The sequence below is a fragment of the Pararobbsia silviterrae genome, from assembly GCF_003628125.1.
In the GTDB taxonomy this organism is placed as follows: Bacteria; Pseudomonadota; Gammaproteobacteria; order Burkholderiales; family Burkholderiaceae; genus Pararobbsia; species Pararobbsia silviterrae.
Window position 1 is genome coordinate 96518 of the sequence record NZ_RBZU01000002.1, and the last position, 16114, is coordinate 112631.

The window sequence follows — 16114 nt, forward strand, 5'->3', positions numbered from 1 at the left end:
GCCGAATTCGGGTAATTTCTGTTTTTTTGGGCGGCAACGGCGCGGTTTTGCGCTGAATGAAGGCCAGGTCGGCGATACTGGCGGGTACGGCGCAAGCAGTGCAGCTCAGTGCCGGTGGTGAAAACGCGAAGCGAGTGAGAGAGAAATGAAGACTGTGGGTCTCGTAGGTTGGCGCGGTATGGTGGGCTCGGTGCTCATGCAGCGCATGCAGGAAGAAAACGATTTTGCGCTGATCGAGCCGGTGTTCTTCAGCACGAGCAATACGGGCGGCGCGGCGCCGTCGTTCGCCAAAAACGAGACCACACTCAAAGACGCGACAAGCATCGACGACCTGCGCAAGTGCGACATCATCATCACGTGCCAGGGCGGCGACTACACGAACGACGTGTTCCCGAAGCTGCGCGCGGCCGGTTGGGACGGCTACTGGATCGATGCGGCGTCGTCGCTGCGCATGAAGGACGACGCGCTGATCGTGCTCGATCCGGTCAACCTCGACGTGATCCGCAACGGCCTCAAGAAGGGCGTCAAGAATTTCATCGGCGGCAACTGCACGGTCAGCCTCATGCTGATGGCGCTCGGCGGCCTGTTCCGCGAAAACCTCATCGAGTGGACGACCGCGATGACGTATCAGGCGGCATCGGGCGCGGGCGCTCAGAACATGCGTGAGCTGCTCAAGCAGATGGGCACCGTGCATGACGCGGTGGCCGACAAGCTCGCGAACCCGTCGTCGGCGATTCTCGATATCGATCGTGGCGTGATCGACACGATGCGCGGCGATGCGATGCCGATCGACCATTTCGGCGTGCCGCTCGCCGGCTCGCTGATTCCGTGGATCGACAAGGATCTCGGCAACGGGATGTCGAAGGAAGAGTGGAAGGGCGGCGCCGAAGCGAACAAGATTCTCGGCAAGCCCGCGATGGGCGAGCCGGGTTGCGTGCCCGTCGACGGCCTCTGCGTGCGCATCGGCGCGATGCGGTGCCACTCGCAGGCGCTGACGATCAAGCTCACGAAGGACGTGTCGCTCGACGAGATCGAGGCCATCGTCGCGTCGGGCAACGACTGGGTCAAGGTCGTGCCGAATACGCGCGACGCGTCGATTCGCGATCTGACGCCGACGGCGGTCACCGGTTCGCTCCACGTGCCGGTCGGCCGTTTCCGCAAGCTCGCGATGGGCGGCGAGTATCTGTCGGCCTTCACGGTCGGCGATCAACTGCTCTGGGGCGCGGCCGAACCGCTGCGCCGCATGCTGCGGATCCTGCTCGACGCCGAGCAGACCGCGGGTCAGCGCGATTCGCACGCGTACGCGTAATCAATCGGTCGGGACAGTGTGACGCGACGCGCCACACTGCAGCCCTTGCACCGGCCTGTCGGCGATCGTACGCGGCCGGCGCATATCGGGCGAATTCGGAATACAGGATTCATTTCGGCTCGTGCTAACCTTGGGCCCAGCAGGCGGCCTATTCTCTGGTTGGCGTCAAAGAGCGCCGCGTTCGCGCGGCGCTCTTTTTGCATTTAAAACTTTGACGGACGCAGCGGACGCTGCAGTCTGAACGGCGCGCGGATCGGCGCGCGAAGCGGGCGGGCCGATCGGGTGCTCGTCGAAAGCCTTGTCCGGGAGTGTGATGATCGTGTTAGACCGACTGGTGCGTCGTGATGCAGCGCCAGCAGTGTGGAAGACCACCGCGCTTGCGTGGTCGATCGCGGCGCTCGCCGCGAGTTCGGTGGCCGCGCACGCACAAGGCCAGGCACCCGCTTCGACATCGACGCACCCGTCGGCGGCCGGCGTCGCACCCGCCGGGCAGCTCGGCGCGGCGCCGCAGGCCGCTTCCGCGGCGGCGTTGCCCGAACACTATGCGGTCCAGAAGGGGCAGTCGCTGCTCGACGTCGCCGCCGCGCTCACGCTGTCGGACGACAAGACCGTCAAGCAGAACATGGCGAAGGCCCTGTTCGACGCGAATCCGAACGCGTTCTACGCGAACAATCCGAGCCGGATGAAGGCCGGCGCCGTGCTTGCCGTGCCGCGTCCGGGGGCGAGTGCCGATGCGTCCGCTTCGGCGTCCGCGGCAGCCGCTGCAAGCGGCGCGACTCAGGCGCATGCCGCTGTCGGTGCCTCGCAAGGCGCCGCGACCGCGTCGGCGCCATCGAGTTCTCCGACCGGAACGAGTACGGCGACGGCGTCCAAGAGTGCGCCGGCGACGGCCACGAGCCTCTCCGCCGCGTCGGCTTCAACGGCGGCGGCTGTGTTGTCCGCGTCGAACGCGCCGGCTGCCTCGGCCACGCTGGCCGCGTCGAACGGATCGGCGGCCACGGGCGCGCCGGCATCGACGGCCGGATCGGCGTCGGCATCGAGTGCCGTGGCGACGACGAACGCCGCAAGCGCATCGAACGTGACCGCCGCATCGAGTGAGGCTGCCGCTGCTGCACCAGCAGCCTCATCGATTTCATCCGCGTCGCAGACATCGGTCGCCAACCCTGCCGCTTCGGCGTCCGCAGCGGCAACCGATACCGGCGCCGCAGCGAGCGGCGCACAGACGGGCGCGCCCGCCAACGCGGCGTCGGCCTCGCACGCGTGGACCGGCAGTATCCAGCCCGCGCCGGTTTCGGCGCCGCTCGCGACCGCTGTCCCCGCGAGCGGTGCGGCGCGCGCCGACGCGCCCGCGCAGAACGTGTCGAGTCTCCAGCAACTGCTCCAGTTGAAGAATCGCGTCCTGGCCGCGATGCAGGCGCATGGCCTGGGCGCAGCCGCGTCCGCGCCGCGCGCGGGCGGCACATCGTCGGCTTCGGCGTCCGGGGCGGCGGGATCGGTGGGATCGGCGACGCCCCAGGCCGGATTGCGCGGACCGCTCGCGCTGCCCGCCGCGCTGGCCGTGCTGATCGTCGTCCTGCTCGGCATCTGGGTCTGCTTGCCCGCGCGGCGTCGGAAGTCGCCGCATCTCGGCGACGACGCGTTGTCGTCTGCCGATACGGGTGTGTCCGGCGATCCGGCGGACGATGCGTCCCGCGATGCCGACACCGTCGAACCGTCGGGATCGCGGACCGCCGACACCGCCAAATCGCGCTTGACGTCGGGACGCGCCTCGCGCGACATCCCGCGCGGACAACCGCCCGAAGACGATTCGATCTTCGACGCCGCCGCCGCACATGAAGCGCCCGCGCAGCCGCCGTACGAATTCGGCGCGGCAGGCAGCATGTCGCCGCAGGATCCGCAACGCGGTGCATTTGCCGAAACGCGGACGCCGTTCGACACCGGCTTGCTGCTCGGCTTGCTCGAAATGCACGCGCATCGCCGCGAAATCGATCGCTTCCAGGAAACGGCGCACGAACTCTGGGAACTGACCGATGGCGAGGGCGCAGACTGGGCGCGAGCTGCCGAACTCGGCCGCCGCATCGATCCCGACAATCCGCTTTACGCGAACGATCCGTTTGCCGCGTATCGCACGCAGCACGGCGCGTCCGAGGCTGGTCTCGTCAAGCCGATGCCCGACGTCGATCTGAATCTGCCCGTCGATGATGCCGCGGCCCCCGACGCGTCGCGCGGCGAGACGGCCGGCGATCAGCCCGCACGCCCGAGCGCCGCGCCCGAGTCGCCCTCGGCGCCGCGCGGGCCGGTCGATCTCTCGTGGCTCGACGCGCCCTCGGCGGGCGCGCGCGAGGCGTTTCAACCGCATACGCCCGCGGGTTCACCGCCCGCGCGTGACAATGCCGCACTGCCCGAGGCGCGGCAGCCCGAGCACGTGCCGGTGGCCGATCCGCGTCTCGCGACGTCGCTTGGCGAGCCCGATGCAGGTCCTGCGCCGGTCGGTGAATCGCTGACGCGCGGTACCGCGGGTGCGGGCGCCGTCGCGGGACTCGGCGCGCCGAGCGGGGCGAGCAGCGTGACGCCGGCCGGAACCGAGCAGACTGACGCGGCGCCGCCCGACGCGCGCCGACATGACGATGCGGGCGAGCCGCCGGCCCTCGACGGCGACGCCGCGCAGGCGAGCGGTGCAAGCGACGCCAGCGACACCAGCGCCGATGCGCCTGGCGCGAACGCCCCCGAAGCGACGGAGAGTCCGGACCGCGCGCGCGATGCGAGCCGCCCGCTGTTCTCGGGCGACGCCGTGCGCACGTCGGCGCTGCGCGACGCGCAGCGCGGGAACCTGCTGCGAGACGAGCCGCCGCCGTTGCCGCCGCCGCTCTCGCCGGGCCTGGGCGCGGCCGGTTTCGGCGCGCTCAATCTCGACTTCGATCTCGAACTGACGCCGAACGCCGCGGCACCTGGTTCGACGCCGACGTCGCACGATCTCGCGACGATCGCGCTCAACAAGCTCGATCTCGCTGCCGAATATGTCGAACTCGGAGACCGTGCGGGCGCGCGCACCTTGCTCAACGAAGTGCTCGCAACGCACGACCTCGCGACGCGCGAACGCGCGCAGGCGCTGCTCGATTCGCTCAAATGACGTCGCGATGCGCATAGCACTGGGTCTGCAATACGACGGGGCCGCTTTTTGCGGCTGGCAATCGCAACCGCACGGCAACACGGTCCAGGACGAGGTCGAGCGCGCCCTCAAGGCGTTCGCGACGGTGCCCCTGCAGACCGTCGTCGCGGGACGTACCGATACGGGCGTGCATGCGCTCGGCCAAGTGCTGCATTTCGATACCGACCTCGAACGCGAGCCTTTTTCGTGGGTGCGCGGCGTCAACGCGTTTCTGCCGCCGACCGTCGCGATCCAATGGTCGAAGCCCGTCAGCGAGACGTTCCACGCGCGATTCGCGGCGTTCGAGCGCACCTACTACTACGTGCTCTACGTGCATCCGGTCCGCGCGCCGATGCTCGCGCGCCGTGCGGGCTGGGTGCATACGCCGCTCGACGTCGAGGCGATGCGCGAGGCCGCGCGGCACTGGATCGGCGAACACGATTTCTCGTCGTTCCGCTCGTCCGAGTGCCAGTCGAAGACGCCGGTCAAGCACGTCTACGACATCGATATCCAGACGCGCGGGGCGTTCGTGCATTTCCGCTTTCGCGCGAATGCGTTTCTTCATCACATGGTGCGCAATCTGATGGGCTGCCTGCTCAGCGTCGGTCGCGGGCGCGAGCGGCCCGAATGGGCGGGCGCCGTCCTCGCGGCGCGTGACCGCAAGGCCGCGGCGCCGACCTTCATGCCCGACGGACTGTATCTGGCGGACGTCGGTTATCCGGCCGAATTCGATTTGCCGCCGGCCAATCTGCGCAGCGAAGCCTGGAGCGAGGTCTGGGGCGCCTAGCCGAGGCTGTCTGCCCTCGGTAAAATCGCGATCGCGTGCGTTCCGCGCGCGACGCCCATGCGGCGATTTGACCGCCTTCCCGCTCCCGAACCTCGATGGCTCCCTTGACGCCGGCCCCCTTGATGCAGACGCTCCCCGAATCCCATCCGACGCGCGCCCAACTGCGCACACGCATCAAGCTGTGCGGACTCTCGCGCGTCGAGGACGTCGAGCATGCGGTCGCGCTCGGCGCGGATGCGATCGGGATGGTCTTCTATCCGCCGAGCCCGCGCGCGATCAGCGTGTCGCAGGCGATCCAGCTCGCGCGCCTTGTGCCGCCGTTCGTGACGATCGTCGGCTTGTTCGTGAATCCCGACGAGGCGTTCGTGCGCGAGGTCGCGAACGCGTTGCCGCTCGGCGCGCTGCAGTTGCATGGCGACGAGACGCCCGAGCAGTGCAAGCGGCTGTCGAGCGCGGCGCGCTTGCCTTGGCTCAAGGCGATTCGGGTCAAAGCGGATTCCACGCGCGCCGATTTGGTAGAATCATCCGTCAACTATGCGGCCGCGCAGGGCTTGCTGCTCGACGCGCACGTCGAGGGCTACGGCGGCGGCGGAAAGGTGTTCGATTGGTCAATCATTCCCGAAGAGCTCGCGCATCGGGCCGTTTTAAGTGGTGGCTTGAACGCGCAAAACGTCCGTGAGGCCATTGCCCGCGTGCGCCCGTTCGCTGTCGATGTCTCGAGCGGCATCGAAGTCGAAGGGGTGCGGGGCGTGAAGGATCACGCCCGGATGACGGCGTTTGTGCACGCGGTGCGCGCACAGGACGCTCTTGAATGCCTTGAGGCCGATTCGGAACACGGCGCGCGCGATTGATGCGCGCCGGCGCGGACCGCCGCGATATCGAGATAGCGAGATAGCGAGATAGCGCGGGATGCATCCGATTTTCCGTCGGCCACTGACGGAGCCAGACCATGTATAACTTGCCTGACGAACGCGGCCACTTCGGCCCGTACGGCGGTATTTTCGTCGCCGAAACCCTGATTCACGCGCTCGACGATCTGCGCGCGCAATACGAGAAGTACCAGAACGACCCCGACTTCCTCGCCGAATACACGCGCGAGCTCAAGCATTTCGTCGGCCGTCCCTCGCCGATCTATCACGCGCAGCGCTGGAGCGAGATGCTCGGCGGCGCGCAGATCTATCTGAAGCGCGAAGACCTCAATCACACGGGCGCCCACAAGATCAACAACGTGATCGGCCAGGCGCTGCTCGCGAAGCGCATGGGCAAGCCGCGCGTGATCGCCGAGACGGGCGCGGGCCAGCATGGCGTCGCGACCGCGACGATCGCCGCGCGCTTCGGCATGGAGTGCGTCGTCTACATGGGCTCGGAAGACGTGCGCCGCCAGGCCGCGAACGTCTATCGGATGAAGCTGCTCGGCGCGACCGTCGTGCCTGTCGAATCGGGTTCGCGCACGCTCAAGGACGCGCTCAACGAAGCGATGCGCGACTGGGTCACGAACATCGAGAACACCTTCTACATCATCGGCACGGTCGCGGGTCCGCACCCGTATCCGATGATGGTGCGCGACTTCCAGCGCGTGATCGGCGACGAGTGCAAGGTGCAGATGCCCGAGATGATCGGCCGTCAGCCCGATGCCGTGATCGCGTGCGTCGGCGGCGGATCGAACGCGATGGGGATCTTCTATCCGTATATCGACGACAAGGACGTCGCGCTGATCGGCGTCGAAGCGAACGGCGACGGGCTCGATACGGGGCGCCACGCGGCGTCGCTGCAAGGCGGCACGCCGGGCGTGCTGCACGGCAACCGGACCTATCTGCTGCAGGACGCGGACGGTCAGATCATCGAGACGCATTCGGTGTCGGCCGGGCTCGACTATCCGGGCGTCGGTCCCGAGCACGCATGGCTCAAGGATTCGGGCCGCGCGAGCTACGTCGGCATCACCGACGAAGAAGCGCTCGAGGCCTTCCATACGCTGTGCCGCATCGAGGGGATCATTCCCGCGCTCGAATCGAGTCATGCGATCGCGCATGCGGCGAAGATCGCGCCGTCGATGCCGCGCGACAAGGTGTTGCTCGTCAATCTGTCCGGTCGTGGCGACAAGGACATGCATACCGTCGCCGAGCGCGGCGGTATCGAGCTCTGAGCCGCGCCGCACGTATGTCGATGCGTGACGACCCGATCAAGATCGCGGACGCGGCCGGCGGATCGCCGGCCGCGGCGGTGCACACGACCGATGGCGCGCAGGCGGCGCCGTCGATCGCGCTGCATCACCGCGATTTCCTGACCGACGTCGTGAATCTGCCCGACCAGTCGATCGACCTGATTCTGGCCGATCCGCCGTACGGGCTCGGCAAGGACTACGGCAACGATTCGGACATGCGCTCCGGCGAGGACTTTCTCGCCTGGACGCGCCACTGGCTCGAACTCGCGCTGCCGAAGCTCAAGCCGCGCGGCTCGCTCTACATCTTCTGCACCTGGCAGTACGCGCCGGAAATCTTCAGCTTTCTGAAGACGAAGCTCACGATGATCAACGAGATCGTCTGGGACCGGCGCGTGCCGAGCATGGGCGGAACGACGCGACGCTTCACGTCGGTTCACGACAACATCGGGCTGTTCGCGGTGTCGAAGGACTACTACTTCGACCTCGATCCGGTCCGCATCCCGTACGACGCGGCCACGAAGAAAGCACGGTCCCGGCGCATCTTCGAGGGCAGCAAGTGGCTCGAAATGGGCTACAACCCGAAGGACGTCTGGTCCGTGTCCAGATTGCACCGCCAGCACGCGGAACGCGTCGATCATCCGACGCAGAAGCCGCTCGAGATCATCTCGAGAATGGTGCTCGCGAGCTGCCCGCCGGGCGGCACCGTACTCGACCCGTTCATGGGCAGCGGCACGACCGCTGTCGCCTGTGCGATGCACGGGCGTCACTTCGTCGGCTACGAGATCAACGCCGACTATCACGCGGTCGCCCGTCAACGCATTGCCGATATTCCTCACCATGTCCCGAATTGAAAAAACTTTCGCGGCGCTTGCCGCTCAAGGCCGCAAGGGCCTGATCCCGTTCATCACGGCGGGCGACCCCGATCCCGCGCGGACCGTCGAATTCATGCACGCGCTCGTCAAGGGCGGCGCGGACGTCATCGAGCTCGGCGTGCCGTTTTCCGATCCGATGGCCGACGGCCCCGTGATCCAGCGCTCGTCGGAGCGCGCGCTCGCGCGCGGCGTATCGCTGCGCCGCGTGCTCGACGACGTGCGCACGTTCCGGACGTCGAACGCGACGACGCCCGTCGTGCTCATGGGCTATGCGAATCCGATCGAACGCATGGGCGTCGACGCGTTCGCGAAGGCCGCGAGCGAAGCGGGCGTCGACGGCGTGCTCGTGGTCGACTATCCGCCCGAGGAATCGCATGAATTCGCCGCGAAACTCGGCGAATTCGACCTCGATCCGATCTTCCTGATCGCACCGACCTCGCTCGACGAACGGATCGCCGCGGTCGGTCAGATCGCGCGCGGCTATGTGTACTACGTCTCGCTCAAGGGCGTGACCGGCGCCGGAAATCTGGACGTTTCCAGTATCGCGAGTAAAATTCCGGCCATTCAATCGCGTGTGCCGGTTCCTGTCGGGGTCGGATTCGGTATTCGCGACGCCGAGTCCGCCCGGCGCGTCGCCGAGCATTCGGACGCGGTTGTCATCGGCAGCCGGATCGTCCAGCTGCTCGAACAGGCGGCGCCCGAGGCCGCGGTGCCCGCGCTGATCGAGTTCGTCGCGGGTGTGCGCGCGGCGCTCGACGCACCCACGGGTGCGGCGGCGGCTTGACCTTACATCGTCCGCGAACCGCATCGTTCGCGGACGCGCGTGTCGGCGTGACCGTCTCCGGACGGACCGCGTCGCTCGCGTAATCAACAAGGAGTATTGATGAGCTGGCTCGATAAACTGCTTCCGCCGAAGATCAAGCAAACGGATCCGGCAAGCCGCAAGAGCATTCCCGAGGGTCTCTGGATCAAGTGCCCGAGCTGCGAGTCCGTGTTGTACCGGACCGACGTCGCGGCGAACCTCTCGGTCTGCCCGAAGTGCGACCACCATATGCGGATCAATGCGCGCGCGCGTCTCGATGCGCTGCTCGATCCCGAAGGCCGCTACGAAATCGGCCAGGAAGTCGTGCCTGTCGATCCGCTCAAGTTCAAGGACAGCCGCAAGTATCCCGATCGTCTCAAGGAAGCGATGGACGAGACGGGCGAAACCGACGCGATGGTCGTCATGGGCGGCGCGATCCATACCTTGCCGGTCGTCGTCGCGTGTTTCGAGTTCGCGTTCATGGGCGGCTCGATGGGCTCGGTCGTCGGCGAACGCTTCGTGCGCGGCGCGCGCACGGCGCTCGAGCAGCAAGTGCCGTTCATCTGCGTGACGGCCTCGGGCGGCGCGCGGATGCAGGAAAGCCTGCTGTCGCTCATGCAGATGGCCAAGACGACCGCGATGCTCACGCAGCTCTCCGAAGCGAAGCTGCCGTTTATCTCGGTGCTGACCGATCCGACGATGGGCGGCGTGTCGGCGAGCTTTGCGTTCCTCGGCGACGTCGTCATCGCGGAACCGAAGGCGCTGATCGGCTTCGCGGGCCCGCGCGTGATCGAACAGACCGTGCGCGAGAAGCTGCCCGAAGGCTTCCAGCGTGCCGAATTCCTGCTCAAGTCGGGCGCGATCGACATGATCGTCGACCGCCGCAAGATGCGCGAGGAAATCGCGCGTCTGCTCGCGCTGCTCACGCGTCTGCCGGCCGACGCGGTCGCCTGATCGCGAGACGCTCCCCGTTCGCGGCGGCACGGCCGATGCCGCGCATCGCCCGACACGGACTCTCTTGAACAACGCGGCTTCGGCCGCGTTTGCTTTTTACGCCTGATGACTACCTTCGCGACGCTTGGCGACTGGCTCGCCCACCTCGAAACCGCGCACCCTGTCGGCATCGACATGGGGCTCACGCGGATCGGCAAAGTCAAGGACGCACTCGGACTCCGGTTCGAATGCCCCGTTTTTACGGTCGGCGGCACGAACGGCAAGGGCTCGACGTGCGCGCTGCTCGAAACGATTCTGCTGCGCGCGGGCTATAAGGTCGGCTGCCATACGTCGCCGCATCTGCTCGCGTTCAACGAGCGCGCGCGGATCAACGGCGTCGATGCGAGCGACGAGGCGCTCGTGCGTCACTTCGAGATCGTCGAAGCCGCGCGCACGAGCCTGCCCGAGCCGGTTTCGCTGACCTATTTCGAATTCACGACGCTCGCGATCATGCATCTGTTCGCGAGCGCGGGGCTCGATGCCGTGATCCTCGAAGTCGGTCTCGGCGGACGTCTCGACGCGGTCAATGTCATCGATACGGATTGCGCGATCATCGCGAGCATCGATATCGACCACGCCGACTATCTCGGCGACACGCGCGAGAAGATCGCGTTCGAGAAGGCCGGCATATTCCGGGCCGGCCGCCCGGCCGTCTGCGGCGATCCGCTGCCGCCGCAGACGCTGATCGATCACGCGACCGAGATCGGCGCGGACCTCTGGCTCGTCGGCCGCGATTTCCGCTGCGATCCGCAACCCGGCGCGGAGCGCCAGCAATGGACCTATTCGGGCCGCGCGCTCAAGCGACCCGCGCTCGCCTATCCGGCGCTGCGCGGCGCGAACCAGCTGCTCAACGCATCGGCCGCGCTCGCGGCGCTCGAAGCGATGCGCGACCGCTTGCCGGTCGCGGCGCAGGACATCCGGCTCGGGCTCGCGAACGTCGAATTGCCCGGGCGTTTCCAGGTCGTGCCGGGCAAGCCGCAGGTCATTCTCGACGTCGCGCACAACCCGCACGCGGCGGCCGTGCTCGCGCAGAACCTCGGCAATATGGGCTACTTCCCGTACACGTACGCGGTGTTCGGTGCGATGAAGGACAAGGACATCGCGGCGATCGTCCGGCAACTGCACGATGAAATCGATTTCTGGTACGTCGCGGATCTGCCGACGCCGCGCGCGGCGACCGCGGCGATGCTCGAACGCTATCTGCGCGAGGCGGGCGTCGTCGACGATGCCGACCACGGCGTACGCACGTTTGACTCGGCGCGCGCCGCGTTCGCCGCAGTGCAAGAAAAAGCGGGTGAAAATGATAGAATCGTGGTCTTCGGATCGCATTACACTGTCGCCGACGTGATGGCGTACCGAAAACTCCAGCATCATTGACCCCCGACCGGGATCCACGCAGCGAATATGGGCCTATTTTCGTTCGGCAACAAAGACGCTTCGGCAACGTCGGCGCGTGGCGGCAATTCGTCCGGGTCGGCGGGGCGCGCGAGCCGGCGAGGCGCGGACCGGTCCGAGACCGAGGGCCTGCGCCGCCGTCGCCAGAGCGAACCGGCCGACGCGAATATGCTGGATCCGACGCTGCCCGAAAAGCAGCGTGCGCGCCGGCGGCTCATCGGCGCGATTGCGCTGGTTCTCGCGGCCGTCGTGATTTTGCCGATGGTCCTCGACTCCCATCCGAAGCCCGCGACCGACGGCATCGCGATCGAGATTCCGGCGCACGACGACGCCCCGGCGCCGGGCGCGGCATCGGCGCCCGAGGGATCGACCGCGGCCTATGAGGCGGCGGACGACGAAAGCGGGGCAGGTGCCTCCGCGCCTTCGACCTCGGCCGCGGCGGGCGTCGCGGGTCTCGCGCCGGCCAGCGGCGGCGATTCGAATTCGACGGCCAACGCTTCATCCAATTCATCCACGGGCCTCGCGTCGGGCGGCAAGCGCGCGACGTCGGCCGACGCGAGCGTGAAGTCGAGTACCGGCCCGTCCGCCAACGCGGCCGCGACGCAGACGGCACGACCGTCGGTCAATGCGCCGGCTGCGAATGCAGCGAATCCTTCGTCTGAACAAAGCACGCGCGGCGATGCGACATCGACGGCCTCGACGGCCGCCAAGGCGCCGACCGCGAACGATGCGCCGCCCGCGGGCAGTCATTTCGTCGTACAGATCGGCGCGTTCTCGAGCGAGGCGCCGGCCCAGGCCTGGGTCGCCAAGTTGAAAGCGGCGGGCGTGCCCGCATATGTGCAGCATGCGCGTCAGGATGACGGCAGCGACCGCGTGCTCGTGCGCGCGGGGCCGTTCGCCGACCGCGCGGCGGCCGAGGCGGCAGTCCGCAAGGTCCGCACGGTCGATGCGCCGGCCGATGCGCACGGATGAACGGCGCGTGCGGCGTGAATCGTGCGTGCGGCGCGCGGGCCGGGGACTGATCCGATGCTGACCGGATTCGACTACGCGGTCATGATCGTCATCGGGCTGTCGGCGCTGCGCGGCATGTGGCGCGGTTTGCTCGCGGAAATTTTTGCACTGGCAGGATATGTCATCGCATTTCTTGTCGCGAGGCACTATGTTGGAGAGGTTGCCGGATGGATTCCGTCGACCTGGCCCGGCGGCGAGATGACGCAATTGCTGCTAGCCTTCGCGCTGTTGTTCATCGCGACGATGCTCGTGATCGGCGTGCTCGCCGCGCTCGCGAATCGGATGACGGAAGCAACGGGGCTGCGCGCGGTCGATCGCTCGCTCGGCATGGTGTTCGGGCTTGCACGCGGTGTGCTGCTGGTGCTGCTGATGGTGGCGCTGGCGGGGCTGACGACCTTGCCGCAACAGGATTTTTGGCGCAACGGACTGCTGCGGCCCTATGCCGAGCAGGGCGTGCGCGGATTGAAGCCGCTCTTGCCGGACACGCTGGCGGCCTATGTGCACTACTGAGGGCGCTCGATGCGCGTACGGGTGCGATACGGCCATGCGTAGCAAGCGCGACGTGAAGGATTCGGTTCACTAGAAGGACATGCCATGTGCGGCATCGTAGGTGCAGTTTCAAAATCGCCCGTCAATCAGCTGATCTATGACAGCTTGCTGCTGCTGCAGCACCGCGGGCAGGATGCCGCCGGCATCGCGACGGCGAACGGCAGCAATTTCCACATGTACAAGGCGAACGGCATGGTCCGCGACGTGTTCCGCACGCGCAACATGCGGTCGCTGCCCGGCACGACGGGCATCGGCCAGGTCCGCTATCCGACGGCCGGTTCGGCGACGAGCGAAGAGGAAGCCCAGCCGTTCTACGTGAACGCGCCGTACGGCATCATCCTCGCGCACAACGGCAATCTGACGAACTGGCAACAGCTCAAGGAAGAGATGTTCCGGATCGACCGCCGTCACCTGAACACGAACTCGGATACCGAAGTGCTGCTCAACGTGCTCGCGCACGAACTGCAGCTCACGAGCACCGGGCTCTCGCTCGATCTCGACACGCTGTTCAAGGCCGTCAACGGCGTGCACAAGCGCGTCAAGGGGTCGTACGCGATCGTCGCGATGATCGCCGGCTACGGGCTGCTCGCGTTCCGCGATCCGTTCGGCATCCGTCCGCTGAGTCTCGGCAAGCTCGAAACCCCGCAAGGCACCGAATGGATCGTCGCGTCGGAGTCGGTCGCGATCGAGGGCGTCGGTTTCGAATTCGTGCGCAACCTCGAACCCGGCGAAGCGATCTTCATCGATCTCGAGGGCAATATCAGCGCGCGCCAGTGCGCGGACAAGCCGTCGCTGTATCCGTGCATTTTCGAATACGTCTATCTCGCGCGGCCCGATTCGGTGCTCGACGGCGTGCCCGTCTATAACGCGCGGCTGCTCATGGGCAACTATCTCGCCGAGAAAATCAAGCGCGAGCTGCCGGACGTCGAGATCGACGTCGTGATGCCGATCCCCGATTCGAGCCGGCCCGCGGCGATGCAGGTCGCGAGCAAGCTCGGCGTCGAGTACCGCGAGGGCTTCTTCAAGAACCGCTACGTGGGCCGGACCTTCATCATGCCGGGTCAGGCGGTGCGCAAGAAGTCCGTGCGCCAGAAGCTCAACGCGATGGGCGTCGAGTTCAAGGGCAAGAACGTGCTGATCGTCGACGACTCGATCGTGCGCGGCACGACGAGCCACGAGATCGTGCAGATGGCGCGCGATGCGGGCGCGAAGAAGGTCATCTTCGCATCGGCCGCGCCGCCCGTGCGTTTCCCGAACGTCTACGGCATCGACATGCCGACGCGCAGCGAACTCGTCGCGCATGGCCGCACCGACGAGGAGGTCGCGCAGCTGATCGGCGCCGACTACCTCGTCTATCAGGATCTCGAGGACATGAAGCGCGCGATCCGCGACATCAATCCCGAGCTCGCCGACTTCGAAGCCTCGTGTTTCGACGGCAAATACGTGACGGGCGACGTGACCGACGGCTATCTCGACAGCATCGAGCGCGCGCGCATGCAGCCGGCTTCGCAGAAGGACCGCGATCCGGCGGGCGACGGCAGCCTCGACGCGGAGCCGCCCGCGCGCTCGCAACTGCATCTGCAGTTGTCCGCGTGACGGATCGCGTCCGCGCATGCCCTTGATGTGCGGCGCGCCTCGCGCGCGCCGTGCTACCATCTGGCTCACGCGTCGATTTGAATCAGCTTGCGGACGCGGGGGCCTCGGCCCCGAATCAGCTAAAGCGAGGTGAGCCGCCGGGGCTGTGCGACCGGCGCGGAGATTTGAAAGCCCGCTTTGCATGACTGCAAAGCGGGCTTTGTGCTTTTCAAGGACCGGAAAATGAACGACATCACACCACGCGAAGCCCTGAACTTCGACGAACTCGGATTCGATACCGCGGCTGTCCGCGCGGGGACATTGCGCAGCGAATACAACGAGCATGCCGAGGCCTTGTTCCTGACCTCGAGCTTCTGCTTCAAGTCGGCGGCGGAGGCGGCCGAGCGCTTCGCGAATTCGGAAGACTTCTTCACGTACTCGCGCTTCACGAACCCGACCGTCACGATGCTGCAGGACCGGCTCGCGGCGCTCGAAGGCGGCGAGGCCTGCATCGCGACCGCATCGGGCATGAGCGCGATCCTCTCGATCGTCATGAGCGCGTGCAATGCGGGCGATCACATCGTGAGCTCGCGCAGCATCTTCGGTTCGACGCTCAATCTGTTCGCGACGGTGTTCACGCGCTTCGGCATCACGACGACGTTCGTCGATCCGAACGATCTCGACGCGTGGCGCGCGGCCGTGCAACCGACGACGAAGTTGTTCTTCCTCGAAACGCCGTCGAATCCGTTGACCGAGGTCTCCGATATCCGCGCGGTCGCCGACGTCGCCCACGAGGCGGGCGCATTGTTCGTCGTCGACAACTGTTTCTGTTCGCCGGCGCTCCAGCGTCCGATCGAACACGGCGCCGATGTCGTCGTGCATTCGGCGACCAAATACATCGACGGACAGGGCCGCGTGCTCGGCGGCGCGATCATCGGCAAGCGCGACTTCGTGATGGGCAAGGTGTTCGTGTTCGTGCGCACGACGGGGCCCTCGCTGTCGGCGTTCAACGCATGGCTCATGCTGCGCGGTCTCGAGACCTTGCCGATCCGCATGGAGCGCCAATCGGCGAATGCGTTCAAGATCGCGCAGTGGCTCGAGACGCAGCCGGGCATCAAGCGGGTCTGGTATCCGTCGCTCGCATCGCACCCTCAGCATGACATCGCCAAGCGCCAGCAGAAGACCGGGGGCGCACTCGTCGCGTTCGAGCTGCATGGCGACACGCCCGAGGCGCAGCGCGCGAACGCATGGCGCGTCATCGATCAGACGCGCGTGATTTCGATCACGGGCAATCTCGGCGACACGCGTACGACGATCACGCATCCCGCGAGCACGACGCATGCGCGCGTGACGCCCGAGGCGCGCGCGGCGGCCGGCGTGACCGAGGGGGTGATCCGCTTGTCGGTCGGTCTCGAAGACCCGAACGATATCTGCGCCGACCTCGCACGCGGCATCGCGTAGTCGTCGACGTCGCTTCGACGCGAACGTTTCACGCGTCGGATCTGTGTGCGA

General features: G+C 66.8%; 13 protein-coding genes. All 13 read left to right on the top strand.

Annotation, left to right across the window (positions count from 1 at the left end; translation table 11 throughout):
- Positions 1–145 precede the first annotated feature (145 nt).
- The 13 genes from asd (at position 146) to D7S86_RS05940 (ending at position 16063) form a co-directional block, all read left to right on the top strand.
- The gene (asd, locus tag D7S86_RS05880; protein WP_121084521.1) at positions 146–1309 is read left to right on the top strand and encodes an aspartate-semialdehyde dehydrogenase; all 1164 of its coding nucleotides are present in this window, start codon (positions 146–148) and stop codon (positions 1307–1309) included.
- Between the two features lie 358 nt (positions 1310–1667).
- On the top strand, positions 1668–4439 hold the full coding sequence (locus D7S86_RS05885; protein ID WP_121084523.1) for a FimV/HubP family polar landmark protein: 2772 nt from the start codon (positions 1668–1670) through the stop codon (positions 4437–4439).
- A gap of 7 nt (positions 4440–4446) precedes the next feature.
- The gene (gene truA / locus D7S86_RS05890) at positions 4447–5244 is read left to right on the top strand and encodes a tRNA pseudouridine(38-40) synthase TruA (RefSeq protein ID WP_121084525.1); all 798 of its coding nucleotides are present in this window, start codon (positions 4447–4449) and stop codon (positions 5242–5244) included.
- A gap of 122 nt (positions 5245–5366) precedes the next feature.
- Positions 5367–6095, top strand: a complete 729-nt coding sequence (locus D7S86_RS05895; protein WP_121084527.1) for a phosphoribosylanthranilate isomerase — start codon at positions 5367–5369, stop codon at positions 6093–6095.
- Positions 6096–6193: 98 nt separating this feature from the next.
- The gene (trpB, locus tag D7S86_RS05900; protein WP_121084529.1) at positions 6194–7387 is read left to right on the top strand and encodes a tryptophan synthase subunit beta; all 1194 of its coding nucleotides are present in this window, start codon (positions 6194–6196) and stop codon (positions 7385–7387) included.
- Positions 7388–7407: 20 nt separating this feature from the next.
- Positions 7408–8256 (top strand): DNA-methyltransferase, encoded by an 849-nt coding sequence (locus tag D7S86_RS05905; protein ID WP_121085230.1) that lies wholly within the window; start codon positions 7408–7410, stop codon positions 8254–8256.
- Positions 8243–9061 carry a tryptophan synthase subunit alpha gene (trpA, locus tag D7S86_RS05910; protein WP_121084531.1) on the top strand — a complete coding sequence of 273 codons (819 nt, stop codon included), beginning with the start codon at positions 8243–8245 and terminating at the stop codon, positions 9059–9061. Before D7S86_RS05905 ends, trpA begins: the two co-directional genes overlap by 14 nt.
- A gap of 99 nt (positions 9062–9160) precedes the next feature.
- Positions 9161–10033: an acetyl-CoA carboxylase, carboxyltransferase subunit beta gene (accD, locus tag D7S86_RS05915; protein ID WP_121084533.1), complete on the top strand. Its 873-nt coding sequence runs from the start codon at positions 9161–9163 to the stop codon at positions 10031–10033.
- A 105-nt stretch (positions 10034–10138) separates the two neighbouring features.
- Positions 10139–11449: a bifunctional tetrahydrofolate synthase/dihydrofolate synthase gene (gene folC, locus D7S86_RS05920; protein ID WP_121084535.1), complete on the top strand. Its 1311-nt coding sequence runs from the start codon at positions 10139–10141 to the stop codon at positions 11447–11449.
- 186 nt (positions 11450–11635) lie between these two features.
- A complete protein-coding gene (locus D7S86_RS05925) occupies positions 11636–12439 on the top strand; it encodes an SPOR domain-containing protein (protein WP_338069158.1) in 804 nt (267 codons plus the stop codon).
- Positions 12440–12493: 54 nt separating this feature from the next.
- Positions 12494–12988: a CvpA family protein gene (locus tag D7S86_RS05930; RefSeq protein WP_121084539.1), complete on the top strand. Its 495-nt coding sequence runs from the start codon at positions 12494–12496 to the stop codon at positions 12986–12988.
- A gap of 84 nt (positions 12989–13072) precedes the next feature.
- The gene (purF, locus tag D7S86_RS05935) at positions 13073–14623 is read left to right on the top strand and encodes an amidophosphoribosyltransferase (RefSeq protein WP_121084541.1); all 1551 of its coding nucleotides are present in this window, start codon (positions 13073–13075) and stop codon (positions 14621–14623) included.
- A gap of 222 nt (positions 14624–14845) precedes the next feature.
- The gene (locus D7S86_RS05940) at positions 14846–16063 is read left to right on the top strand and encodes an O-succinylhomoserine sulfhydrylase (RefSeq protein WP_121085231.1); all 1218 of its coding nucleotides are present in this window, start codon (positions 14846–14848) and stop codon (positions 16061–16063) included.
- The last annotated feature ends 51 nt before the right edge of the window (positions 16064–16114 follow it).

What these genes read in the sequence shown, in the direction of transcription:
- asd (WP_121084521.1), top strand. Translation starts at nt 146, where the DNA reads ATGAAGACTGTGGGTCTCGTAGGTTGGCGCGGTATGGTGGGCTCGGTG.
- truA (WP_121084525.1), top strand. Translation starts at nt 4,447, where the DNA reads ATGCGCATAGCACTGGGTCTGCAATACGACGGGGCCGCTTTTTGCGGC.
- D7S86_RS05895 (WP_121084527.1), top strand. Translation starts at nt 5,367, where the DNA reads ATGCAGACGCTCCCCGAATCCCATCCGACGCGCGCCCAACTGCGCACA.
- trpB (WP_121084529.1), top strand. Translation starts at nt 6,194, where the DNA reads ATGTATAACTTGCCTGACGAACGCGGCCACTTCGGCCCGTACGGCGGT.
- D7S86_RS05905 (WP_121085230.1), top strand. Translation starts at nt 7,408, where the DNA reads ATGCGTGACGACCCGATCAAGATCGCGGACGCGGCCGGCGGATCGCCG.
- trpA (WP_121084531.1), top strand. Translation starts at nt 8,243, where the DNA reads ATGTCCCGAATTGAAAAAACTTTCGCGGCGCTTGCCGCTCAAGGCCGC.
- accD (WP_121084533.1), top strand. Translation starts at nt 9,161, where the DNA reads ATGAGCTGGCTCGATAAACTGCTTCCGCCGAAGATCAAGCAAACGGAT.
- folC (WP_121084535.1), top strand. Translation starts at nt 10,139, where the DNA reads ATGACTACCTTCGCGACGCTTGGCGACTGGCTCGCCCACCTCGAAACC.
- D7S86_RS05925 (WP_338069158.1), top strand. Translation starts at nt 11,636, where the DNA reads ATGCTGGATCCGACGCTGCCCGAAAAGCAGCGTGCGCGCCGGCGGCTC.
- D7S86_RS05930 (WP_121084539.1), top strand. Translation starts at nt 12,494, where the DNA reads ATGCTGACCGGATTCGACTACGCGGTCATGATCGTCATCGGGCTGTCG.
- purF (WP_121084541.1), top strand. Translation starts at nt 13,073, where the DNA reads ATGTGCGGCATCGTAGGTGCAGTTTCAAAATCGCCCGTCAATCAGCTG.
- D7S86_RS05940 (WP_121085231.1), top strand. Translation starts at nt 14,846, where the DNA reads ATGAACGACATCACACCACGCGAAGCCCTGAACTTCGACGAACTCGGA.